This window comes from Rufibacter roseolus, from assembly GCF_017916365.1.
GTDB lineage: Bacteria > Bacteroidota > Bacteroidia > Cytophagales > Hymenobacteraceae > Nibribacter > Nibribacter roseolus.
The window spans coordinates 606,032-629,060 of sequence record NZ_JAFMSU010000003.1; the positions used below are offsets into that span (position 1 = coordinate 606,032).

Below are 23,029 nucleotides of genomic sequence, written 5' to 3' on the forward strand. Positions count from 1 at the left end.
TGTAGCGACGTTACACCGTAACGTCGTACACACTCTCCGTCAGAACTGCAGCTGGCGTCATTCCTTAACTAAACTGGTTCATTTTTATAAAGAGCTAAAAACGAGAAATAGCTAATTGAATCATCTCTGCATTTGGGTCTGGCATTTTATTTTCGATCTATTTTTAGTAAAACACCCCAAAAAGGCCCTAAATAGAATTTTAGCACCTTAAAAATTTAGTGCATTAGTAAGTTTTGGTCATGGTTTCCGGCACCACCAGCACGTAATCGGCGCGTTTTTCGTGCTCAGGGCTTAATTTCTCTAAGTCCGGTTGCAGAACGGTGGTGATGATAATGATTTTCAGCTCGGGGCGGAGGCGGCGGAGATACCAGACAATGCCCTCGTGATGGTCAGAATGGTAGGCGCCATTGAGATGAAACAGGTGCTGACCAGCTTGTAAGTTTTTGCTGATGAAGTGGGCCATGGTGGCATCTTTCAAGGCTTGCGCTTCCACAATCTGGGCCGAGGCCGCCGAGGTGCCGTGCGAATCCCCAAACATGCTGAGCATGCGTTTGTAGGCGGGTAATTCCAGATCAACGGTGATGGGCAGCGGCGCGAGCCATTGTTTTTCTATGGCCGGCAAGGCCTCTAAACCCTTCAGGCTCTCACGGGCCACGATACGGGCCGAGCGGCGGGGCGCGTTGGTGGCAATCACTTTAATGGAATTGGCCTTGGCGAACTGCACCGTGGGTTTGTAATCGGTGGCGTAGTTGGGCCAGGCGCCGCTGATTTCCGCGAAGCGGGGCTCTTCCAGCTGGCCCAGCAGAAAGGAATCCACCGCGGCCTGGGTATCGGTCTCCCACATCTCGGCGCCCAATACAAACTGTTTGCCGTGCGCCTGGTAAAGGTCTTTGGTCAGTTCCAACTCCAGCCAATGCGCAATGGGATCATTGTGCTGCTCGCCAAAAAACACCACATCGGCGGAAGCCAGCTCCTTGAGCATTCTTTCATACTTCACCGCCTTGCCATTGCCCTGGAACAGGCGATACGCAGGTTTATCCATGGTAAATGAGGAAAGGAACACAACTGACACCAACAGCAACCATATCTTTTTCATGTTTCAGAGCAGTTTTTGGGAAATCGGGCTAAAGGGGTTGTTAGTTGTTAGTGTTTAGTTGTTAGTAGGGGAATAAGTGCTGTTAGTTACCTGACGGTTTCTGCCGCAAACTATTTTCTGCCTGTTTTCAGAAAAACAGCCTAAAAACTAACCACTGAAAACTAACACCTAATCACTAATCCTAGCCTTTGTAGAAGAGCCATTTAGACAACTCGCGGTAGTTCACCTTTTTACCGTACATGAGAATGCCCACGCGGTAAATGCGCGCTGCTACCCAAATCGTCCCGATGAAGCCCGCGATGAGCAGGAACATGGAGAGCAGCAATTCCCAGGTAGGCACCCCGAAAGGCATGCGCAGCATCATGACCACCGGCGAGGTGAACGGCACCATGGACATCCAGAAGGCCACCGGCCCGTTGGGGTTCTTCACGATGATGGTCTGTGCCACGATGAACGACAGAATGAGCGGTACCGTGATGGGCAGCATGAACTGCTGGCTATCGGTCTCGGAGTCTACGGCGGCGCCTACCGCCCCAAACAAAGCACCGTAAAGCAGGTATCCGCCTAAAAAGTAAAACAGAAAACTCCCAATAAGCAATGGCAGGTTGAGGTTCTGGACGGCACTTACCACCTCATGCACTTCCTGCGCCTGCTGCACATCGCGGTCATCCTTCATTCCTTGCACGGTTTGGTTTATCTGGGCATCGGAGAACCGGTTAAGGTCGAACTGGGCGGTTACTCCCCCGCTGATAGCAGTGGTAAGAGTAATCCACAGGAGAAACTGGGTCAGCCCTACCGCTGCGATGCCCAGGATCTTGCCGGCCATGAGTTGAAACGGCTTCACCGACGAAACCATCACTTCCAGAATACGGCTGGTTTTCTCTTCTATCACGCCCCGCATGATCTGCGCGCCATACAGGAAAATAAACAGGTAAATGAGAAAAGCACCAATGAAACCAACGCCGCTGGTAACCGCCACATCGCTGCTTTTCTCTCCTTCTGCACTCAGGTTCACCGTCCGGATATTCACAGGGGTTTTGATCTTCTCCAGTACTTTTTGATCAATGCCCGAGTTGGCGAATTTCACTTCTTCCAGTTCTTCCCTTACCCGCTTCTCCAGGTTGGTTTTCATGGACAGGCTGGTGCTTTTCTGGGAGAACAGCTGAATGCCTTGCGGCTTGTCCAGGTTCAGTTTAGGAATGTACAGCAAAGCGGCATCCTCTGATTCCAAGTAAGTGGCCTTGGCCGTTTCCACTGGACCGGGCACGTTGATGAACTTCAGTTCCTCGGTAGAGGTGAGTTTGCCTTTGAGGTAACCGCTCTCGTCCAGCACCTGCACCACCTTGGTATCATCAGTCATGGTGGCCAACCAGATGGGTACAATCATGACCAAGGCCATGAGCAGCGGCCCCAGGATGGTCATCACAATAAAGCTTTTCTTGCGCACGCGCACTAGGTACTCGCGCTGGAACACCAGCCAGATCTTGTCCATGGGTTTATTTCTGGGTTACGGTTTGGATGAAAATGTCATGAATGCTGGGGATCTTCTCCTGGAAGCCTTGCACCTCTACCCGTTCAATGAGATACCGTAGCAATTGGTTTGGCCCGATCTGCGGCTCCAACTGCACCTCGGCTCTGAACTGGTCGCCCTGCTGGGCCTGCGTGAGCACCTTAAAGTCCGGCGACATGATAAGCAGTTTGCCGGTGCCCTCCACGTGGTAAGTATGGCTTCGGTACCTGGCTTTGACGTCCCGCACGCTGCCTTCCATTACTTTCTCTGAGTTGTTAATTAAAGCAATGTAGTCACACATCTGCTCCACCGATTCCATGCGGTGCGTAGAGAAAATAACGGTACAGCCCTGGTCCCGCAGTTTCAGGATTTCATCCCGGATGATGTTAGCGTTCACCGGATCGAAACCTGAGAAAGGTTCGTCCAAAATGAGCAACTTAGGCTCATGCAGCACGGTGGCGATGAACTGCACTTTCTGCTGCATGCCCTTGGAGAGGTCTTCCACGTTTTTGTTGAGCCAAGGCTTCAGATCCAGCCGATCGGCCCACACCTTGATGCGCTCCGTAGCGTTTACTTTCTCCAAGCCTCTCAGCCTGGCCAGATACACCAACTGCTCCCCTACTTTCATCTTCTTGTACAGGCCCCGCTCCTCGGGCAGATAGCCAATCTGCTGCACATGGTGCGGCAGCAGCGGCTGACCCTCAAACAGAACGCGCCCTTCGTCTGGCGCGGTGATTTGGGTAATGATGCGAATGAGTGAGGTTTTTCCGGCCCCGTTGGGTCCCAGCAGCCCGAAAATGCTGCCTTTGGGAACCTCAAAAGAGACCCTGTTCAGGGCTTGGTGCGCTTCATAAAGTTTGCTTACGCCCTGGATCTGAAGAATGGGTTGCAAGAGATTAGCGGTTAGTTCGTCAGGCTAAAGCTAAGTCAAAGCGTTTCAGTTTGCAAGTGGGGGCAAAATCCGTTTACAGGCGGTTTTCCGGAAAATGGACCTGAAACGTAGCGGCGTTACCCTGTAACGCCGTGGTTCTACGCAGCTGATCAGTTTCAAACCTGAAAAACCTGTTCTTGCCACAACCTCTCCCTGTGATGCAGAAAGGGTTGTTTTAGAAGAGGTGCCTCTGCTTCATGGGAACATGGCGTTACAGGGTAACGCCGCTACATTTGAAAACGCCTATAAAACGACATCGCCCGCTTCCTTATGCAGAAAGCGGGTGATGTATATATTTCCTGACTCAGGACTCTGGACTCAAGACTCAGAACTCATCTTATTGAAAGTACTCCTTCATTTTCTCGAAGAAGCCTTTCTCGTTTTTGCCGGGGTTCGGCACGAAGTTCTGGGACTCGCGGAGGCGCTCCAGGATCTGGCGTTCCTCTGGGTTCACGTTCTTAGGCGTCCAAACATTGATGTGGATGAGCTGGTCACCTTTACCGTAACCGTTGATGTCTGGGATACCTTTGCCACGCAGGCGCAGGATCTTGCCGGACTGGGTGCCCGGATCAATCTTGATCTTCACCTTACCCTCGATGGTAGGCACTTCCACGCTAGCGCCCAAAGTGGCATCCACGAAGCTCACGTACTGCTCAAACATGACGTTGTTACCGTCGCGGCGCAGGGTTGGGTGCTGTTCTTCCTCAATCTGGATTAACAGGTCACCGGGGATACCACCGCGCTCCGGCACGTTTCCTTTGCCGCCCATGGACAGCTGCATGCCATCGGCCACGCCGGCTGGTACGTTGATGGAGATCACCTCTTCGCGGAGTTGACGTCCTTCACCGTGGCAGGCATCACATTTCTGGCTCACAGTTTTGCCTTCGCCGTTACAGGTAGGGCAAGTGCTGGCCGATACCATCTGGCCCAGCATGGTGTTCACCACGCGTTTCACCTGACCAGAGCCCTGGCAGGTACCGCAGGTATTCAAAGCCGTTCCGTTTTTGGAACCGTTTCCGTCGCAGACGTTACAGGCCTCGTAGCGTTTCACCTTAATCTTTTTCTCTACGCCTTTGGCTACTTCCTCCAGGTTGAGTTTAAGCTTGATGCGCAGGTTGCTGCCTTTGCGCACGCGTTTGCCGCCACGCTGTCCGCCGCCCCCGAAGAAGCTCTCGAACCCGCCGCCTCCGCCACCGCCGAAGATGTCACCGAACTGGGAGAAGATGTCTTCCATGTTCATGCCACCTCCGCCAAAGCCGCCACCGCCGTTCACGCCCTGGTGACCGAACTGGTCATAGCGTTGGCGTTTCTGCTCATCGCTCAGGACCTCGTAGGCCTCGGCTGCTTCCTTGAATTTATCTTCAGCAGTAGGGTCATCGGGGTTTTTATCGGGGTGGAACTTGATCGCGATCTTGCGGTACGCTTTCTTGATCTCATCCGCCGTGGCCCCTTTGGCTACGCCCAGTATTTCGTAATAATCTCTTTTGGTTGCCATGGCTTCTTATGCTCCAATTACCACCTTGGCAAAGCGAACCACTTTGTCATTGAGGTAATATCCTTTCTCTACTTGGTCAATCACTTTCCCCTTCATTTCCTCCGATGGGGCCGGAATCTGTGTGATGGCTTCGTGCACATCGGCGTCAAACGGCTGGCCCACGGCATCCATGGCTTTCAGGCCTTTTTGCTGCAAAAGGTTCTGGAACTTGCTGAACACCAGCTCCACGCCTTCGCGCACGGCGTTCACGTCCTGTGCATCTTTCATGGCCGTCTGGGCACGCTCCAGATCATCCAACACCGGAATCAAAGCTACCATCAGTTCCTGGTTGGCAGTCTTGAACAGCTCTAACCGCTCTTTGGAAGTGCGGCGTCTGAAGTTGTCAAACTCGGCGTGCAGGCGCAGGTATTTGTCGCGCAGCTCATCGGCTTCTGAGGCGCCGCCTTCGGTAGCGGTGGCCTCGCCGTTGGGCTGTTCAGCCTGCTCGGTTGCGGTAGACTCGGTTGCCTCGGTGTTTTCAGGCTGGATATTCTCTTGTTCCTGAGGATTTTGTTCAGCTGCTGTACTCATATATGTTCTTTATCCTTTCAGATGTTTATGCTTCTTTTCTAGGTGCCTGACTAGAGGCAACTATTTTGCCAAACCCGTTTTTATGTCATTCTGGCATTTTCAAGCGTAAAACGCATCTTTCCGCTCAGCAGCAATGACAGCCACTACCGGGCTTTGAACACCTGTTGGCAGGAGAAAGACGCTATCTATTTTAAGCCTCTTTTTGCAAAACGGCCTTAAAACGGATCAAGCGATTGGTTTACGCGTTGTTCAGCTCTTTCCAGATCATGTCTTTCAGTTGCATGATGTTTTTGTTGGTCATGCTGGAGATAAACACGGTGGGTAGGTCTTTAGGTAATGTCTCCCGCATCTCGGCCTCCAGTTCATCGTCAATCATATCTGATTTGGTGATGGCCAGCAGGCGCTGTTTGTGCAGCAGCTCCGGGTTATAGGTCCTCAGCTCGTTCACCAGAATCTCGTATTCCTCGGCAATGTCGGGGCTTTCCACTGAGATCATGAACAGCAGGATGGAGTTCCGCTCAATGTGCTTCAGGAACCGGATGCCCAGCCCCTTCCCCTCCGAGGCGCCTTCAATAATTCCGGGGATATCGGCCATCACGAAGGATTTGTAGTCGCGGTACGCCACCACGCCCAGGTTAGGCACCAACGTGGTGAACGGGTAATTAGCGATCTTCGGCTTAGCCGCCGATACGACGGACAGCAGCGTGGATTTACCGGCGTTGGGGAAACCTACCAGACCCACATCGGCGAGAAGTTTCAGCTCCAGGATGGTCCATTCCTCCAGGCCGGGCTCGCCGGGTTGGGCGTACAGCGGCGTCTGGTTCGTGGGCGATTTGAAGTGGGCATTGCCCAATCCTCCGCGGCCACCGGGTGTGATGATCTCCATCTGGCCGTCCTCCGTGATCTCGGCTTTGATATCGCCGGTCTCCGCGTCCCGGGCAATAGTCCCGATGGGCACTTCCAGGATGATGTCCTTTCCGTAAGCACCGCTGGAGTGGCTAGGACCGCCATAGCCGCCGTTCTCGGCGATCACGTGTTTCTGGTACTGCAGGTGCAGGAGCGTCCAGAGCTGAGAGTTTCCTTTCAGGATGATGTGCCCTCCCCGGCCTCCGTCACCGCCGTCTGGCCCGCCATGGGCCGTTTTCTTGTCGCGGTGCAAGTGGGCAGAACCGCCTCCGCCGTGCCCCGAGCGGCAGCATATCTTGACGTAGTCAATAAAGTTGGATGATGACACTGTGGTATTGGTAAAGTAAATGCTATGTTAACAAGGAAGCATTCCTTTGCGGGGAATGCTTCCAACGTAATGTATCAAAATGTACGTCTCTCCAGAACAGCAGGAAAGCGCAAAAACGTTCCTTTGCCTGAGCAGACGGGTATCTTTTACTTGTTGTTGAGGGTCAACTGGCAAGCCCCGATGATTTCGCAGCTTTTTGCGAAAATCTCATCAATTTCGCCAATGCCGTCCACGGAGAAGAATTTGTTCTGCTGCGCGTAGTAGTTGGCCACCGGAGCGGTTTTGGTGTTGTATTCCTGCACCCGCTTCTGAATGAGGGTCTCATCCGCATCGTCTGGACGGCCGGAGGTTTGTCCGCGGAGCAGCAGGCGTTTCACCAGTTCTTCTTCAGACACCTGCAAGGCAATCATGCAGCTGATGCTTTGATCGTATTTGCTGAGCAGCACGTCCAGGGCCTCAGCCTGCGGCACGGTGCGCGGGAAACCGTCAAAGATGAACCCGGCAGCATCGCGGTTGTCCGCGATCTTGGATTCAATCATGCCAATCACCACTTCGTCGGGCACCAGCAAACCAGCGTCCATCAGGCCTTTTGCTTTCAAGCCAAGTTCTGTTCCCCCAGAAATCTCTGAGCGCAGCAAATCACCCGTTGAAAGGTGGATAAGCCCGTATTTTTCAATTAATTTCTGGCTCTGCGTGCCTTTGCCTGCCCCTGGAGGACCGAAGAGTACGATGTTCAGCATGGGTATGGAAATTGTGAGGAAACAAAAGTAAGAATAAAATCTTGGAAATGACAGCTATTCAGCTGACCGGTGCCGCTGGGCTTTTCTGTTTTAGGCCTGATTTTCAGAAAACAAGCCCTAAACAGCTTGGGCTCTTACATTACCTTGTAGATATCCCGCAGGTTTCGGCCCAGACCGTTGTAGTCCAGCCCGTAGCCCACCACAAAATCATTGGCGATGGACATAGCTGGGTACTTGATGTCCAGATTGTGCTGCAGACATTCAGGCTTGATGAGCAGCGTGGCCACCTCTACCGAAGCCGGTTCCTTCGACTGCAGTTGCTTTAAAAGATTGGCGATGGTGTGCCCCGTGTCCACGATGTCTTCCACTATCACCACGTGACGGCCCTTAATTTCTTCCTTTAGCCCGATGATCTCTTTGACCTGGCCGGTGCTTTGCATGTCCTCGTAGGAAGAAAGCTTCACAAAGGAGATCTCGCACTCAATGGTCAACTCCTTCATCAGGTCAGAGGCAAACATGAACGCCCCGTTGAGCACCGATAGAAACAGCGGCTTTTTCCCGCGGTAATCATGGCTTAGCCGGGCAGCCACAATCTCCACGCTATGAAGGATTTTCCGCTCTGGAAGGTAGATACTGAACTGCTTGTCTAGGATTTTAACCGTTGGGTGGTGCATCTGTCTTGAGGATAAGAAGCATCAAATTTGCGCAAAACTGCCCTAAATTAAAAACAAGTCGCCCTTTTCTGTTGAAAAGGGCGACGGGGAAGCTGAGTTTACGTCAGCAAAGGTTAGCGGTTACTTAACGGGCCTCTTGGGGGTATTGCGCTGTGGAGGCCAGGTTTGGTTTGCCATCTACCTGCCTAGAGCTTTCTAAGTCCGGGCGGGTCTCAGGTGCCGCAGGTGGCGTCTCGCGCACAGCAATGTGCGGGGCAATCACCAGAGACACAATGGACATAAGCTTGATAAGGATGTTCATGGACGGACCTGAGGTATCTTTGAACGGATCGCCCACGGTATCGCCGGTAACGGAAGCCTTGTGCGGGTCTGAGCCTTTGTATTCCATCACGCCGTTGATCATGACACCTTTCTCGAAGGATTTCTTCGCGTTGTCCCAGGCGCCACCAGCATTGGATTGGAAAAGGGCCATCAAAACGCCCGCCACAGTCACGCCGGCCAACACGCCCCCCAGGATCTCGGCGCTGGACACTTCCTCAAACGCCCCCTTCAGGCCAAACCCAATGACAATTGGTACAATCAACGCGATGGCTCCCGGCAGCATCATTTCCCTAATGGCCGCTTGCGTGGAGATAGCCACGCATTTATCATACTCAGGTTTGCCGGTGCCTTCCATGATACCTGGGATCTCGCGGAACTGGCGGCGCACTTCCTGCACCATGGCCATGGCCGCCCGACCCACCGCACTAATGGCCAAAGCCGAGAAAACAAACGGAATCATGCCCCCGATAAACAACCCGGCCAGAACCGGGGCCTTGTACAAGTCAATAGTACTGATGCCGGAGATCCCCACGAAGGCGGCAAACAAGGCCAATGAGGTCAGAGCAGCAGAAGCGATGGCAAATCCTTTACCCGTAGCGGCAGTGGTATTGCCCACCGCATCTAGTATATCGGTGCGCTGACGGACTTCCTTGGGCAATTCGCTCATCTCGGCAATACCCCCGGCATTATCAGCAATAGGCCCGAAGGCGTCAATGGCAAGCTGCATGGCGGTTGTAGCCATCATACCAGCGGCGGCAATGGCCACGCCATACAAACCGGCCACGGAATAGGAAAACACGATACCGGCGGCCAAGACAATGATCGGCATGGCGGTACTCATCATACCCACGCTTAAACCCGCAATGATATTGGTGGCGGCCCCGGTGGAAGATTGCTGTACAATGGTGTCTACCGGTCTTTTGCCCATGGCGGTGTAATACTCCGTAATAATGGAAATAAGCGTTCCCACAATAAGGCCAATGATCACGGCATAGAAAATGCCCATGGAGGTGAACTCATAGCCCCGCAGGTTCAAAGTATCGGGCATGAGCCAGTCAATGACAAAGTAAGAGGCAATAGCGGTTAACGCTACCGAGGACCAGTTACCCATGTTCAGGGCCGCCTGCACGCTGCCGCCCTCCTTCACGCGCACAAACAATGTCCCGATCATGGAGAAGATAATGCCTAAGCCCGCTATGAGCATGGGCAGAATGATGGGCGACAAGCCCCCGAAGTTGTCAATAACGGTGATTTCGCGGCCCAGCACCATAGTAGCCAGAATAGTCGCCACATATGACCCGAACAAGTCGGCGCCCATACCGGCCACGTCTCCTACGTTATCGCCCACGTTGTCGGCGATGGTAGCGGGGTTCCGGGGGTCATCTTCGGGGATACCCGCCTCCACTTTCCCCACCAGGTCAGCTCCTACATCGGCGGCTTTGGTGTAGATCCCTCCGCCCACGCGAGCGAATAAAGCAATACTCTCGGCACCCAAAGAGAAACCAGTCAATACCTCCAGCGCCTTTTCCATCTCCTCACTGCTGGCGGAGGCGCCTACACGTTGCACAAACCAGTAATAGAAAGCGATGAAAAGTGAGCCCAAGCCCAATACGGCTAAACCTGCCACGCCCATACCCATCACCGATCCGCCGCCAAAAGAAACATCAAGGGCTTTAGGTAAACTGGTCTTGGCAGCCTGGGCCGTCCGGACGTTGGCTTTGGTGGCAATGCGCATGCCAATGAATCCGGCCAGGGCCGAGAAAATGGCCCCGATCAAAAAAGCCAGTACAATAATAGGTGATGATTTTTCCCCGGCATAGCCGAGGTAAAGAAGGAAAAGCGAAGCGATGATCGCAAAATACGTGAGCACTTTATACTCTGCCTTCAGGAACGCCATGGCACCTTCGGCAATGTAGCGGGCAATGGTGCTCATCTTTTCATCGCCGGCATCCTGTTTGGTAACCCACGCCGATTTAATGGCAGTGTACAACAAGGCAACCAGCCCGAAGGCCGGTATTGCGTAGAGAATTGTCTGCATAAAGTAAGGCTTTGTTGGTTAGTTTGGATTTTGAGCATAGAAGCTCTCTGCAAGCTAACCTTTCTGCCCTAAAAAACAAATATACCTTATACTCTATGCAGGCTCTTTTATAGTTTCTGCATCAGGTGCTTATACAAGTCCATCATGGCGTAAATGTCATTCTTGTGCACGATCTCATCCGGGGAATGCACATTGTCCTCGGGGGCCCCAATGAAGCACCAATCCCAGGGAATATTTCCGTAGTGCAGTTCCTTGCCGTCTGAACCGCCCGCGCTCTCCACTTCTACCTGAAACGGAATGTTACCCTCCTGCGCCAGACGGATGATCTTCTGCACGAAGCTTCTCCTGGGGATAAGGGAATCGCGCAGGGAGATCGCGACACCCTGCCCGGCCTGCACGCCCTCAGTGACCCAGGTAATGTCAGAGATCAAGGCCTGGGTGACGCCGTAGGTCTCGTGGATGTATTTGGCCAAATACCCCACCGATCCACCGCCGGTCTCCTCCCAGCACCCGAAAGCGATGATGCCGTTTTCCAGGGACTCGGCTACCTGCAAAGCATTCCACACGCCCAATCTATTGTCTAAGTAGCAGCACTGCACGGTTTCCTCCGTTTCCCTAAAATCAGGCTTAAAAACCAACTCGGTGCCCCGCTCTATCTCCCGCTCAAACTCGTAGCGCAGCTCCCGTTCCTCCTCGTCAACCACCAGCGTACACTCAATCTGTCCCTGGCTATCCTCCCCTACCAATTTGTAGCCAGTTTCAACGTCAGGTCCACCGATTCTGATTAACTGCTTCCCGTAGCGCACCATGAACCCGATAGAATCCATGTGTGCGAAAATGACCGTTCTGGGCTGACCGAACACCAGCAAGAGGCAATCCTGAAAACCTTTTCCGTGGATGACCTGCGGCTGGACCTTCCATTTCGCCTGATTCTCCTGCACATAACTCAGCAGAAATTCCTTCATTTTCACTTCGTTCCCGGACGGGGCATGGATTTGGCAGAGGTCACGCAATAATTGCATAGTTTTTCGTTTTTTCAAAAGTAGCAGATTTCTTTCTAGAGATGCAGGAGAGGACTGAATTTCAGGTTTACGCAACAAAAGGATAAAAAATAGACCTGTGCTGCCATTTTAGCAACCTCGCGCTGATACATGGCCTTTGAATACCTCCCGAAAAACCTTGCTATTATTCTTTTCGCTTATAAAAAGAAGATGGAGCAAGGGCCTCGGGTATTTTTGACTTATTTTTGTAAAAACGAAGCCAAAACAGCCTCAGTATTACTACGTAAATTGAACCCTACAGAAGCCAGTGCATGTTGTGGGAGGGCTATACCACCTCTTAAATCGCACTCCGCTGATGAGCTTGTCGCGTTTTAGGAAGTTTAAAAATTTGATGAAAAAGACCCTTTTTTTATTTCTTCTTCTCTTCAGCTTTATCCAAGCCAGGGCCCAGGTTATTGACACCACGAAACAGATAGACCAGAAACTGCTGGATTCTCTCCAAGCAAGCATCATTCTGGACTCGGTGGATGTTTTACCCCAGGCCCTGAACATCAAAGGCTGGCTTTTGCTGAACGAGAGCATCATGAATGAGTTGGGAGGCGCCGTGGACAACATGTACAATTTCAAGTTTGAAACCGCTGAAAAGCAGTTCAAATCCTTGCGCCGCCGCTATCCCAAACACCCCATGCCCTATTTCCTCATCGGCCTGAGCCAATGGTGGAAAATGGTACCCTCTAACATCACTGATACGCGTTTTGACAATTATTTCCTCGCCTACATGGACACCACCATCACCCTGGCCGAGGATCTTTACGACAAAGACAAAAACAACCTGGAGGCAGCTTTCTTTCTTTCAGCCGCCAATGGCTTTAGTGCCCGGCTGCACGCTGAGCGGAAAAACTGGCGCAAAGCAGCCATCACCAGCAATCGCGCATTAGATTACCTCCAGAAAAGCAAAAAAGCCAACGGCCTCAGTGACGAGTTCCTATTTGGCGAGGCGCTCTTCAACTACTACTCTATTTGGATACATGAAAACTACCCCCTCCTGCGTCCGGTTCTTTACTTCTTCCCCAAAGGCAATAAGAACTTAGGCTTAAAGCAACTGCAGCAGGTCGCTTTCAACGGATTCTACACTGGCACTGAGGCCAAGTACTGGTTGATGAAGATTTACGCAAATGATGCCAGAAACGGAGCCTCAGCTATGTCGCTGGCCCAATACCTGGCAAGCACTTACCCAGACAACCCCTATTTCCAACGATTCTACGCCCGTATGGCCTTCACCGAAGGGAACTTTACCGTGGCAGAGCAGCTTTCTACCCAGATCCTGGACAAGATCAACCGCAAAGTCTTCGGCTACGAAGCCATCAGCGGTCGCTACGCCAGCTTCTATTTGGCCTACATCAACCAGTACCGGAACAGAGATTACACCAAGGCCAAAGGATACTACCAGCAATGTATTAGCTTTGCCGAACAGATCAACGAACAGGAATCTGGTTACTACATCTCTTCCTTTGTCAACCTGGCCAGAATCAGTGACAAAGAGAAAAATGTGCGGCAGGCAAAGCAATACTATGAAGTAGTTATGAAGCTAGAAGATTCAAAATCTGACGCAGAGAAGGAAGCGAAAGCTTATTTAAGGAAGAACAGGAAAGTGAAGTAAGACTCAAAAAAACAGAATGGAATTAAAAGACTTATTTCTCGCTCCTATTTATTTGTTGTTAATTTATACCATTGCATATTGGTTAAAAACAAGAATAAGGAACAAAACGCTAAAAAGATATTTTATCTCAGCCTTAAGTGTAAAGTTGATAGGCGCTATAAGTTTAGGATTGATTTACCAATTCTACTATGGTGCAGGGAAACCAACAGGAGACACTTTCAACTATTTCAACCATATTAAAATAGTACATTCTGCGTTCTCAGAATCCCCATCTTTAGGTTTAAAGTTACTATTTTCTTCAGGAGAATATGATGCAGCTACCATCAACTACACATCAAGAATGCGGTGGTACACTTCCTCCACTGAATTTTTTGTTGTAAAATTTGGCTCTATCATTAGCTTGTTGGCTTTTAATACTTATTCAGTAATTGCCCTATTCTATGCTCTAATAAGCTTCTCAGGAATATGGGCTATGTACTCAACATTTTATAAACTATATCCTTCCTTACATAAAAACTTAGCTTTCGCTATATTTTTCTTGCCGTCGGTATTTTTTTGGGGTTCTGGTTTGATGAAAGACTCTATTACTTTAGGGGCACTAGGATGGTTATTTTATGGTTTTTACCAAGGCTTCATTGAGAAGAAAAGATTTCTTTTATCTTTATTAGCTATAATAATATCCTTCTATGTGATCTTCATGGTAAAGGTATATATAATATTATCCTTCCTTCCACCTGCCCTCTTTTGGGTTTTTAATGAGAATAGCTCAAGAATAAAAAACAACTTTTTAAGATCTATTGCTAAACCATTCTTTCTTATAACAGGAGCAATTATTGCTGTAATAGGGGCATTGAATATTACAGAGGGAGATGAAAGATATGATGTAGACAAGATTGGTGAAAGAACGAAAATCAATAGTGATTACTTAACAAAATATCAGGAGAATAACTCAGCGTACAATATTGGAGAGTTTGATGGTTCAATTGTAAGTATGATGGCAGTAGCTCCACAAGCAATAAACGTTGCCCTTTATCGCCCGTATCTATGGGAAGTGCGAAACCCTGTAATGCTTTTATCGGCGATTGAATCTTTTATATTTATAATCCTAACATTAAAACTATTTTTCAAAGCTGGTTTCTTTAAAACCATAAAAAGAATAGTTTCACTACCTGTTGTAAACTTTTCAATTCTATTTACTATAATTCTAGCCTTTGCGGTGGGAACAAATAGCGGAAACTTTGGGACTCTAGTACGATATAAAATTCCATTCATGCCTTTCTATCTCTCAGCTCTGTTTATCGTGCAAGCAAGTTACAAGAAAACACAAAGCTCTTTAAACACGCTGAAGAGAAAGCATTCTCACTCATAACAATTATTTCACGCATCTACTGTTAAAGCATTTCTTTTAGTACTCCTGTCTTTTATATAAAAAGCAATCCAGAAAAGTAGATAGTAGAAGTTAATAAAAACTGGCATGAAAGATTCTACTATTATGGCAATAAGAACACTTACACCTCCTAATAACAAGTAATAGTATACCTTAAAGGAGGCATTCTTACGAGAAGGCACATTTAAAAGCCCTTTACTGTCCATGTAAGTCAGAGTCCGATAAAACACATAACAAATTAAAACAGAAGGTATAATCAGGAGCAATTGTTCTTTTGATAAGAAAATAAAAATTGGGGCCAGAAAACGAGTGAAAGCTAGATTGACAAAGGTAAACGTTTTTAATTCTTTCTGCTTAATTACATTATGAAGATAGAAAAACAAAACAATTGCTGTGTAAAAAGTCCACCACTTAGCACTATCCAACACATCTAGATAGATAGTAATGCCTAAAAAAATAGCAATCCGAAACAAAACCCAAATCAGCAATTGAAAATTACTCGGATTAAAATTTTTAACTCTTAATCTGGGATTTAATTCATTCCTAACACTATATACATCATTCCCTAAATACCCAATTTCATAAATAGAAATAAAGGCAATATAGGCAAGCAGGAAATTTACAACACTTGATCCTATCTCATTACCAGAAAAATAGAATAACAAAACAAACGCTAAAACCCACTCATAATATAAATGGAATACAATATCAGTGAGAGTTTGTAAACGACTACGGAAAAAGTAAGTAAAAGGAAATAAAAATTTAAGAACACCCATTAAGAAGAAAGTTTAATAAATTGGGCATCTAGCCCTTGCCAAAACTGTACTGCTTTGGTATTGTACACTACTACATACCGCTGACAAGCCGCCTCTACAAGGCTCCTGTCAGAGAAATTATCAGTAGCAACGGCAAAAGGAGCATCATGGCGGGAAAGCATTCGCCGTAACTCTATCAACTTCTGCCCGGTCATTTCACGACTTAAATTACCTGTGAATTTGTTTCGCGAATTGTAGTGTAACTCAGAGCAACGGTATTCAACTTTAAGTTTAGAAGCAATGGCAGCTACTACCGGGTCAATGCTGGCAGAAATTAAAACGATAGACTTACCTGCCTCTTTTAAACGTTCAAGCATCTGGTGCGTTTCTGCAATCATTCTTGAAACAAGGAATTGATTTTCAAAAGCTTCACCCAACAAATACAGTTCTTCTTTAGTAATTCCTGCAAGTAATTTTAAACACAACTTTTTAGGCCAATCTACTTTTGTTAATTTTTGCAGAAGGTAGAGGCTTAAGAAGAAGGGAGATTTTCTTTTTGTATAAAGATCAAATAGGCGACACTTACTTACCATTTTTTTTTCTTCAAGCACAAATTTGATAAAATCAAAAGTAGTGTTGGAATAGAAAAGCGTATCACAGATATCAAACACATACAACTCAGGTTCTGAAACACCTTTTTGCCCAGCAGACTGTTTCATTTCAATACCTTTTTGTAAAGTTGGTAGTACTTTTCAATTGCATTATCTAACTGATAATATTCAGTGGCGTTTTGCCGGATTGTGGCTGGGTCTTTCTTTAGCAACTCAGGAATATATTCAACGATTCTTTCATAACTTGAAGCATCAAATTCATCTATCGCAATACCGGAATTAGTAAACTCAACAATCTCCTTTACATCACCCACTTTGGAGTTACAAATTACAGGGATGCCAAGGGCTAAGATTTCACCTAATTTGGTAGGAGAACTAGCGATTTTAGAGTAGCTCTGTTTTATAAAAAACAAATTAATATCTGATGCCGCCGCGAATACTGGCACCTCATCACGTTTGGCAAAACGAATTACAAAATCATCTTTCTCTAACCCATGTTTCCTTGCCTCATCATACACCATTTCAGGTGGTTCAGGTGTTATAAACAAGAACTTAGCATTAGAATATTTCTTTTTAATTAAGGCATATACTTCCAACATTTCATCAAGCATGTACCAGGTGCCAATAGATCCTAAGTAACTGATGACTAATGTTTCCTCAGAAAACCCTAACAATTCCCGTGCAGATGCCTTTCTGTCAGCAGTTATTAAAGAGAATAACTGAAAATCAGCACTGCATGGGATAACTCCTATTGGAGCTTGTTGATAGCTTCCCCATCGCTTTATTTCTTGTTTGCCTGCTTCTGTTAGGCTAACAATCATATCAGCATTTGCTATATATTTTCCTTCTTGCTTTTTATAATACTTGTAAGCTAAATCAAAGAATGGGTTTTTACGATCCCACATTCCTCCATCTACCCTTTCATCCACCCAAAATCCGCGCATATCAAAAAAATATTTGACTCCAAAGCGCTTCTTCATCCGTTCACCAATAGCAGCACTGATGTAACTACGGCAATGCACCATAGTAAATTTTTTTTCTTTATGAAGCCCGATGGCTTTCTGCTCCATTTTGTAAATATCGTAGTATTTAGCCAGAATAGGTGGCTTGGTGGTGAATGGAATAGGCTGCCAATCAATATTATGCTCTTTACATATTTTCTCTATAATGGCCCGATTACTTTTAAACCGCTCTGGTTTTTCACAGGAAACAAGGGTAAAATTATACCCTTTTCCACTCAAGCCCACTATATATGGAAGTACTTGCGACTGCCCCAAGGGATCAGTCATACCATCATAGGACAGATATAAAATATTCTTGGTGCTGGAAATATTATTATAACTAGAAGACATTTTAGTTTATTTTAAACCTTTTAGCAGAAAATCAAAAGCTAAAAAATTCTATAAAAACTTAACAAAAAATTCACTGTATAAAAAGAGTACAAATATACAGAATTAAAAACATTTTAGCTGACACCTTTAAGAGCGTTACAATATAAGTTTGAAAGTTCCTCCAAGTACTTACGCTTGGCAAAACCATGGGCATACTTTCTTCCTTCATGAACATGGCTGTACAAATCCACTTCCTGCTTGATGATGGAATGAATAAGAGTTACAAATTCATCAGAATTATATGCATCAAAATAAAAGGCATGACTAGAAGCCACTTCCTGCAATACATTAATATTAGAAAGAAGCAATGGCAACCCCATAGCCATGGCTTCTATGGGTGCTAATCCAAATCCTTCAACTGTTGACGCCATCACAAAGGCATCATAAGTAGGCAACACCTCCTCCAGGTGAGGAACAGACCCTTGAAGTCGCACAGTTTCAGAAAGCTGGTATTTATTGATTAAGTCCATTAATTCATTATACATAGGACCCGCTCCATAAATATCTAAGCATACAGACTGATTATTGAGCTTAGAAAAAGCTTTAATTAAAAACGGGTAATTCTTTTGATGTTTAAGATTGCCAACAGAAACCAGTTTTAATTTGGCATTACTCTTTGGCTTTACTGGAAGAGAGCTTGCTTGTTCAAAAAACTTATCTTCAATATAATTATATAACACCTTAATATCACCTGCGGGTTTAATTGAATGAATATAATCTTCCTTGACTGCATTTGATACAGCCAACCCAGTTTGTGATTTACTGTAGGTTAGTTTTTCTAAAACCTTAGTGTAAGGATGCTTAGTAAAAACTGTTTCATTAATTTTATTATGAATGGAGAAAAAATGGGGTATTTTTTTTAGGTTAGAAAGCCTTGCTATAATTGTGGACCAATATAAATGAGAATGAATTAAATCAACTTTGTACATCTTAATGATGTTGTAAAGCTTCAATGAATAAAGCAGCAAGGTAGTTTTCCTAGAGAAACCTAGCTTGATTACATTAACATCTTGGAGCTCATTTTCAAATTCATTGTTTTCACTCAAATACACAAGAATATGATTGTAATCTTTTAACTCCCTGACATAGCCAACTAAAAGTGTTTCTGCCCCTCCCCTTCCTAAGGTATCAATTACATGCAATACAGTTTTCTTACTTTCTAACATATCCAAAAAACTCTACAATTACTATTGTAAATAATACATTACCTACATTTTAGACACGTAAGGAATAAAAATTAGTTACTTTCAATAAATAGCCTTATGTTTTTAGGTTATCAAAATCTAAACTAAAAACATAATTAATCAATCAACCCACATAAAGCCAAATAAAAACCACTAACCACCCAAATGCAAGGTTAACATGATAAGAATTAATCATTTTGATTAAAATATTTTAATATTAACCCTTATTTAATAACCTTACACTAGTATGCTCTGCATTTAAAAAAACAACCTTAGAACAATTGCTCATTAAATTCTCCACAACAGAACAAGGAGTCAGAAATTCTGAATAATACTTACTGACTTCACTAACCATTCCATTTATTTTAGAAACGTCCATGTTTAAGCATTCCATAATCCTTCCTAAAAAATTAGAATCATTATAAACAACTGAATTGATACCGTCACTTAGAGGAGGAGAAAAAAGCGTAGCATAATCTTGATGAATTATGGGAATGGTTCCAACAGACATAGCCTCAATGACGTTATGAGATAAAGGCTGAACAATTCCAGGACAGGCTATAAAAAATGAGAATCTTGAAATAGTAGCTCTTAATGATTCTATTGGAATTGCAAAATTTTCTCTATCAACAATAACTATCTTATTTAAAAAATTGTTATTCAACAAATCTTCAAACTTTAGAGGCAGAATAGTTTCTTTTAGATTTTTGACAATTTGATAAATCTCTAACCTGCCTAACATATTGAAATTATTACCTTCATGAAAGCTTGAATAGAGTTTATTATCGAAGTTACCAGCAAAAAAAATACTGCGCTTATGCTCCCCAATAAAATCCACATTCCATTTTCCTAAAGTGTAGGCTGCTGGGTGCATAGCCATTGGCACATGAAAGAATGAAGCTGCGTTTATATCTTTTGAAATCAGAGAAGAAAAATAGTCGGCTGACAAAAATTTCCCGTTTTTATATTTATGATCAACTTTATCACAAAGGATCAATGTGGCATCCACTGGCAAATAATCACAAAAAGTAATAAGTCTTTCTTCTAGTAATAACTTAGAATACCTATTGGAAATCCTACTTACAAACGAAAAATTTGCTTTAAAGTATATTTTATAACCGCTTAAATGAAAAAATTTAACAAACAGATATAAATAGCGATGAAAAATATCACTACTTATATCAATATATACAATCCCATTTTCATCATTATTATCCTTTGTTTCAATTGAATCATTATTTAAATACCTGTATTTGATATATCTGCAATAGTTTACAATAACATTCTTAACTTTGGCAATCATGAAAATCAAATTATATCTCAAACAAAATACCTAATAAAAAATCTAAATCTTCTTATCTGGATAATATTTACCTAAAGCAGTTACAATAGCAGGGTACAGTTTAAATCTTATTTTGGCCGGAAGAACATAGGGCAAAAAATTATAATGATCAATTATTGTAACTAAAATTTTATGCGCCAATAAGCCATACAACCATTTCTTAAAAGCTGAAATGTTTTCATCTTTATACCTATGGAATTGAGCAACAAGTTCCGGCTTCAATTCTTGTAACTTATTTTCATTTAAAGTTCCTTGTCTTCTTCTTAAAACATACCATCTACAGGTAATAAAATCATCATGCCAGCCTGAGGCATTGGAATTGTAGTAAATTGGAATGTTCAAAAGAGTAGCCCTCATAGCAAGGTCATAATCTACAACGGCCCTTAACTTCTCATCAAATCCTCCGATTTTATTGAAAGTAGTTTTAGATATAGAGAAGTTAGCAGCCGTTATATATATTTCTTCAGGTTTCATAGGATAGCTCACATTCTGCAAAGATTTATTCCAATCAACCCGAGCATAGGCCACATACTTTTGAATATCAGTTTTAGCAATCCGTATATCCTCTTTCTGCTCACCAGCTAAAATGGAACCTGGATATAGCAAATGGTGCTTATAGTGTTCTTCAAGACAATGGGCATCCAAACGCATATCATCATCAATGGAAACAATGATTTCAGCTTGGGCTAGAGAAAACCCACTATTTCTTACACCAGAACGTCCTTTGTTCTCTTGGTGTATCACACGTAATGGGAAAGGCCAATCCTTTTGAAGTAGCTCATTTAAAATGATTTCGGTATTATCTGTAGAACCATCATTGACAACTAAAACTTCAAAATCTTTAAAATATTGATTTTTTAAACTATTTAGAACGTTTTCAATTTTATCACCTCTGTTAAAGGTTGGAACAACAACACTTAACTTAATACTTTTACTCACCATTATCGTTAATTATAAAGAAATTGCAAACCAAAAAATTACAAGTCTAATTGTTTGTGATAAAAGGAAAGTAGTTTATCAGTTAACTGATTTGGACCAAATTTGTCTCTTACAAAATTTTTACTTTTACCCCCTATCTCCATGCGCCAAGATGGATTGGAATAAAGACTAAACATTGCATTTGCTATTTGTTCAGCGTTCTGCTTATCGACAAGCAACCCCGTTTCATTTTCAATCAAGCTTTCAGGTATCCCACCAGATCTAGATGCTATAACTGGCAATCCATTCATTTGTGCCTCAAGCAACACTAATCCCTGGGTCTCAATTATACTTGGCAATACAAATACATCAGCATTTTGATAGTAGCTAGCAATCTCGTCTTGTGATTTTGGTCCATGTAGAAAAATTGAATCTTCCATATTATAATCCTTTATTTTTTGCAACAAAGAGTTATAGCAAGAACCACCCCCAATTATATCATAATGAATATGGACACGAAACTTATTTCTAAATAAGAAGGCTGCTTCAATCCCATACTGAACTCCTTTAACCTCCTCTAAACGAGCAACTGTAAGAATCTTAAACCTATGTCCATCCAAATGGTCATTTATCTTGTTTCCACTACCAATTACTTCAAAGCTAGGAATGACGGGAATCACTTCAATTCTCATAGGATCAGCCCCCAAATCAATCAACTTATCCTTGGTAAATAAAGAATTTGCAACTACCCCGTTCACTTCCTTAAATAATTTTTGGTAATTTTTATATCTTTTAAGAACATCTTTTTTTAAAAAATCATAGCCATGGAATGATACAATCGTTTTACCCTTAATTAAACCTATTTCTTTTAAAATTCTTATATCATCAGCAATAGGCCCATAATGACTATGGATAATATCAAAATTGGCTTCTTTGACTAAAAATTGAGCCTTAAAAAATAAATCAAGGTCAAGCACCTTAAAGCCAAATTTTCTAACGTCAAGAGTCTTTAAGAAACTAAACTTATTTTGAAAGAAAACATTATTTATCAACAACTTAAAAAAAACCAACAGCCGTACTATTTTACTTTTTGGCACAAACTCACTGTATGTTGTTATTTCTTGCAAATTATATTTAACATATTGAGGATGAGATGGTTGTGAAATGTTTTTTTGATACGCCAAAATTTTAACATCTACACCTTTATCAATTAATGATGTAATATGGTTAATTATAAAAGTTTCAGATAAAACTGGAAACTTTTTAACAACAACAGCAACTTTCATATCAGAGACAGGTAAGCAAAATCAACTATTTATTATAAACCAGATGATCAAAATATATAACTAAACAGGAAACTTCGCCCTTTATATATGGCCATATTTAGCAACTTTCCAGATCAGCTTCAACCTTATTCCAAATCGTTCAAACAGAGTTTTGCCAGGAACACTTAACTCATCTTGTTGGCCAATAAGATTTAACGCCTTACGAGATTTTTCCTTTAAAGCAACCTTACTATTTTGATTAAGAAATAAATCTATATGGTAATTATAAAGTTCTTTTAAACCACTTTGCCAATAATGATATACACAATCATTTGCAGCCTTCAAATTGGTTATCTTACCAAGTACATAAGCAAATGAGAACTGTTCAGCAGTCTTAAATTTTGCTTTTTCAGTCATTTGATCGTTAAGGGCGAGTACATCATCTATAGATTGATAGTGATCTACACTTAAACCTAATACCCCAGAATTCCACATTTGACTATTAAAATCTAATTTAAATGTCTGCCCTTTTAAACTATACTCATAGTCTCTAGCTAACTTTCTCAAGGTAAGCCACATAGGAACCTCATGAACACCTCCTCCATCAGCTATGGTGAATTCAAACATATGAAAAACCGTACAATCCTTGGAAATCTTATTGAAAAGGCTAACCGGCGACTTTAAAAAATATGTATCTCCATCAACAAAAAAAACATTAGCCCCATACTTCTTCATACAGTCCTGGATAACACAAATCTTTACTCTATGAACATATTCATTCTTGATAAAACCTTTAATTCGGTTAGAATCTAAATGCTCAAATTGAAGAGGTACTCCACTAAGGTGCTTTTCAAACAAAGGTTGATCATCAGTATAGATTACTAAATTCAAATTAGAGAAATCAAA

The 23,029-nt window shown here is 44.1% G+C and carries 20 protein-coding genes; 2 read left to right on the forward strand and 18 right to left on the reverse strand.

The window, feature by feature from the left end; genetic code table 11:
• Positions 1–223 precede the first annotated feature (223 nt).
• From J3P35_RS18375 to J3P35_RS18420, 10 genes are all read right to left on the reverse strand, one after another.
• A complete protein-coding gene (locus J3P35_RS18375) occupies positions 224–1,096 on the reverse strand; it encodes a ChaN family lipoprotein (RefSeq protein ID WP_210466210.1) in 873 nt (290 codons plus the stop codon).
• A gap of 181 nt (positions 1,097–1,277) precedes the next feature.
• Positions 1,278–2,588 (reverse strand): ABC transporter permease, encoded by a 1,311-nt coding sequence (locus J3P35_RS18380; RefSeq protein ID WP_210466212.1) that lies wholly within the window; start codon positions 2,586–2,588, stop codon positions 1,278–1,280.
• A gap of 4 nt (positions 2,589–2,592) precedes the next feature.
• On the reverse strand, positions 2,593–3,498 hold the full coding sequence (locus J3P35_RS18385; RefSeq protein WP_210466214.1) for an ABC transporter ATP-binding protein: 906 nt from the start codon (positions 3,496–3,498) through the stop codon (positions 2,593–2,595).
• A 376-nt stretch (positions 3,499–3,874) separates the two neighbouring features.
• Entirely contained in the window at positions 3,875–5,032 is a 1,158-nt protein-coding gene (dnaJ, locus tag J3P35_RS18390) for a molecular chaperone DnaJ (RefSeq protein ID WP_210466216.1), read from the reverse strand.
• Between the two features lie 6 nt (positions 5,033–5,038).
• Positions 5,039–5,602, reverse strand: coding sequence for a nucleotide exchange factor GrpE (locus J3P35_RS18395; RefSeq protein WP_210466218.1), 564 nt, complete (start codon positions 5,600–5,602; stop codon positions 5,039–5,041).
• Positions 5,603–5,840: 238 nt separating this feature from the next.
• Positions 5,841–6,836: a GTPase ObgE gene (obgE, locus tag J3P35_RS18400; protein WP_210466220.1), complete on the reverse strand. Its 996-nt coding sequence runs from the start codon at positions 6,834–6,836 to the stop codon at positions 5,841–5,843.
• A 146-nt stretch (positions 6,837–6,982) separates the two neighbouring features.
• Positions 6,983–7,576, reverse strand: coding sequence for an adenylate kinase (locus tag J3P35_RS18405; RefSeq protein WP_210466222.1), 594 nt, complete (start codon positions 7,574–7,576; stop codon positions 6,983–6,985).
• Positions 7,577–7,710: 134 nt separating this feature from the next.
• Positions 7,711–8,250, reverse strand: coding sequence for a hypoxanthine phosphoribosyltransferase (gene hpt, locus J3P35_RS18410; RefSeq protein ID WP_210466224.1), 540 nt, complete (start codon positions 8,248–8,250; stop codon positions 7,711–7,713).
• Between the two features lie 124 nt (positions 8,251–8,374).
• A complete protein-coding gene (locus tag J3P35_RS18415; RefSeq protein WP_210466226.1) occupies positions 8,375–10,609 on the reverse strand; it encodes a sodium-translocating pyrophosphatase in 2,235 nt (744 codons plus the stop codon).
• Between the two features lie 107 nt (positions 10,610–10,716).
• Entirely contained in the window at positions 10,717–11,631 is a 915-nt protein-coding gene (locus J3P35_RS18420; protein ID WP_210466227.1) for an aminopeptidase, read from the reverse strand.
• A gap of 370 nt (positions 11,632–12,001) precedes the next feature.
• Here J3P35_RS18420 and J3P35_RS18425 point away from each other — a divergent pair, with 370 nt between their 5' ends.
• A complete protein-coding gene (locus tag J3P35_RS18425; RefSeq protein ID WP_210466228.1) occupies positions 12,002–13,270 on the forward strand; it encodes a tetratricopeptide repeat protein in 1,269 nt (422 codons plus the stop codon).
• 16 nt (positions 13,271–13,286) lie between these two features.
• The gene (locus J3P35_RS18430) at positions 13,287–14,639 is read left to right on the forward strand and encodes a hypothetical protein (protein ID WP_210466229.1); all 1,353 of its coding nucleotides are present in this window, start codon (positions 13,287–13,289) and stop codon (positions 14,637–14,639) included.
• Positions 14,640–14,647: 8 nt separating this feature from the next.
• On the opposite strand, the gene J3P35_RS18435 is transcribed toward J3P35_RS18430, so the two are convergent.
• The 8 genes from J3P35_RS18435 to J3P35_RS18470 form a co-directional block, all read right to left on the reverse strand.
• Positions 14,648–15,433: a hypothetical protein gene (locus J3P35_RS18435; RefSeq protein WP_210466230.1), complete on the reverse strand. Its 786-nt coding sequence runs from the start codon at positions 15,431–15,433 to the stop codon at positions 14,648–14,650.
• Positions 15,433–16,131 carry an HAD family hydrolase gene (locus tag J3P35_RS18440; RefSeq protein ID WP_210466231.1) on the reverse strand — a complete coding sequence of 233 codons (699 nt, stop codon included), beginning with the start codon at positions 16,129–16,131 and terminating at the stop codon, positions 15,433–15,435. Before J3P35_RS18440 ends, J3P35_RS18435 begins: the two co-directional genes overlap by 1 nt.
• Complete coding sequence (locus tag J3P35_RS18445) at positions 16,128–17,375, reverse strand: glycosyltransferase (protein WP_210466232.1); 1,248 nt, start codon at positions 17,373–17,375, stop codon at positions 16,128–16,130. The genes J3P35_RS18440 and J3P35_RS18445 overlap by 4 nt, the downstream gene beginning before the upstream one ends.
• A gap of 113 nt (positions 17,376–17,488) precedes the next feature.
• Positions 17,489–18,580 carry a glycosyltransferase gene (locus J3P35_RS18450; RefSeq protein ID WP_210466233.1) on the reverse strand — a complete coding sequence of 364 codons (1,092 nt, stop codon included), beginning with the start codon at positions 18,578–18,580 and terminating at the stop codon, positions 17,489–17,491.
• 235 nt (positions 18,581–18,815) lie between these two features.
• Positions 18,816–19,901, reverse strand: coding sequence for a hypothetical protein (locus J3P35_RS18455; RefSeq protein WP_210466234.1), 1,086 nt, complete (start codon positions 19,899–19,901; stop codon positions 18,816–18,818).
• A gap of 42 nt (positions 19,902–19,943) precedes the next feature.
• Positions 19,944–20,882 carry a glycosyltransferase family 2 protein gene (locus J3P35_RS18460; protein ID WP_210466235.1) on the reverse strand — a complete coding sequence of 313 codons (939 nt, stop codon included), beginning with the start codon at positions 20,880–20,882 and terminating at the stop codon, positions 19,944–19,946.
• A 35-nt stretch (positions 20,883–20,917) separates the two neighbouring features.
• Positions 20,918–22,144: a glycosyltransferase gene (locus tag J3P35_RS18465; RefSeq protein ID WP_210466236.1), complete on the reverse strand. Its 1,227-nt coding sequence runs from the start codon at positions 22,142–22,144 to the stop codon at positions 20,918–20,920.
• 81 nt (positions 22,145–22,225) lie between these two features.
• The gene (locus J3P35_RS18470; protein WP_210466237.1) at positions 22,226–23,014 is read right to left on the reverse strand and encodes a hypothetical protein; all 789 of its coding nucleotides are present in this window, start codon (positions 23,012–23,014) and stop codon (positions 22,226–22,228) included.
• Positions 23,015–23,029 lie beyond the last annotated feature (15 nt).

Bases quoted from the DNA above. Each gene is read 5' to 3' on its own strand.
- J3P35_RS18375 (WP_210466210.1), bottom strand. From the start codon at position 1,096: ATGAAAAAGATATGGTTGCTGTTGGTGTCAGTTGTGTTCCTTTCCTCA.
- J3P35_RS18380 (WP_210466212.1), bottom strand. From the start codon at position 2,588: ATGGACAAGATCTGGCTGGTGTTCCAGCGCGAGTACCTAGTGCGCGTG.
- dnaJ (WP_210466216.1), bottom strand. From the start codon at position 5,032: ATGGCAACCAAAAGAGATTATTACGAAATACTGGGCGTAGCCAAAGGG.
- J3P35_RS18395 (WP_210466218.1), bottom strand. From the start codon at position 5,602: ATGAGTACAGCAGCTGAACAAAATCCTCAGGAACAAGAGAATATCCAG.
- J3P35_RS18405 (WP_210466222.1), bottom strand. From the start codon at position 7,576: ATGCTGAACATCGTACTCTTCGGTCCTCCAGGGGCAGGCAAAGGCACG.
- hpt (WP_210466224.1), bottom strand. From the start codon at position 8,250: ATGCACCACCCAACGGTTAAAATCCTAGACAAGCAGTTCAGTATCTAC.
- J3P35_RS18415 (WP_210466226.1), bottom strand. From the start codon at position 10,609: ATGCAGACAATTCTCTACGCAATACCGGCCTTCGGGCTGGTTGCCTTG.
- J3P35_RS18420 (WP_210466227.1), bottom strand. From the start codon at position 11,631: ATGCAATTATTGCGTGACCTCTGCCAAATCCATGCCCCGTCCGGGAAC.
- J3P35_RS18425 (WP_210466228.1), top strand. From the start codon at position 12,002: ATGAAAAAGACCCTTTTTTTATTTCTTCTTCTCTTCAGCTTTATCCAA.
- J3P35_RS18430 (WP_210466229.1), top strand. From the start codon at position 13,287: ATGGAATTAAAAGACTTATTTCTCGCTCCTATTTATTTGTTGTTAATT.
- J3P35_RS18435 (WP_210466230.1), bottom strand. From the start codon at position 15,433: ATGGGTGTTCTTAAATTTTTATTTCCTTTTACTTACTTTTTCCGTAGT.
- J3P35_RS18440 (WP_210466231.1), bottom strand. From the start codon at position 16,131: ATGAAACAGTCTGCTGGGCAAAAAGGTGTTTCAGAACCTGAGTTGTAT.
- J3P35_RS18445 (WP_210466232.1), bottom strand. From the start codon at position 17,375: ATGTCTTCTAGTTATAATAATATTTCCAGCACCAAGAATATTTTATAT.
- J3P35_RS18450 (WP_210466233.1), bottom strand. From the start codon at position 18,580: ATGTTAGAAAGTAAGAAAACTGTATTGCATGTAATTGATACCTTAGGA.
- J3P35_RS18455 (WP_210466234.1), bottom strand. From the start codon at position 19,901: ATGATTGCCAAAGTTAAGAATGTTATTGTAAACTATTGCAGATATATC.
- J3P35_RS18460 (WP_210466235.1), bottom strand. From the start codon at position 20,882: ATGGTGAGTAAAAGTATTAAGTTAAGTGTTGTTGTTCCAACCTTTAAC.
- J3P35_RS18465 (WP_210466236.1), bottom strand. From the start codon at position 22,144: ATGAAAGTTGCTGTTGTTGTTAAAAAGTTTCCAGTTTTATCTGAAACT.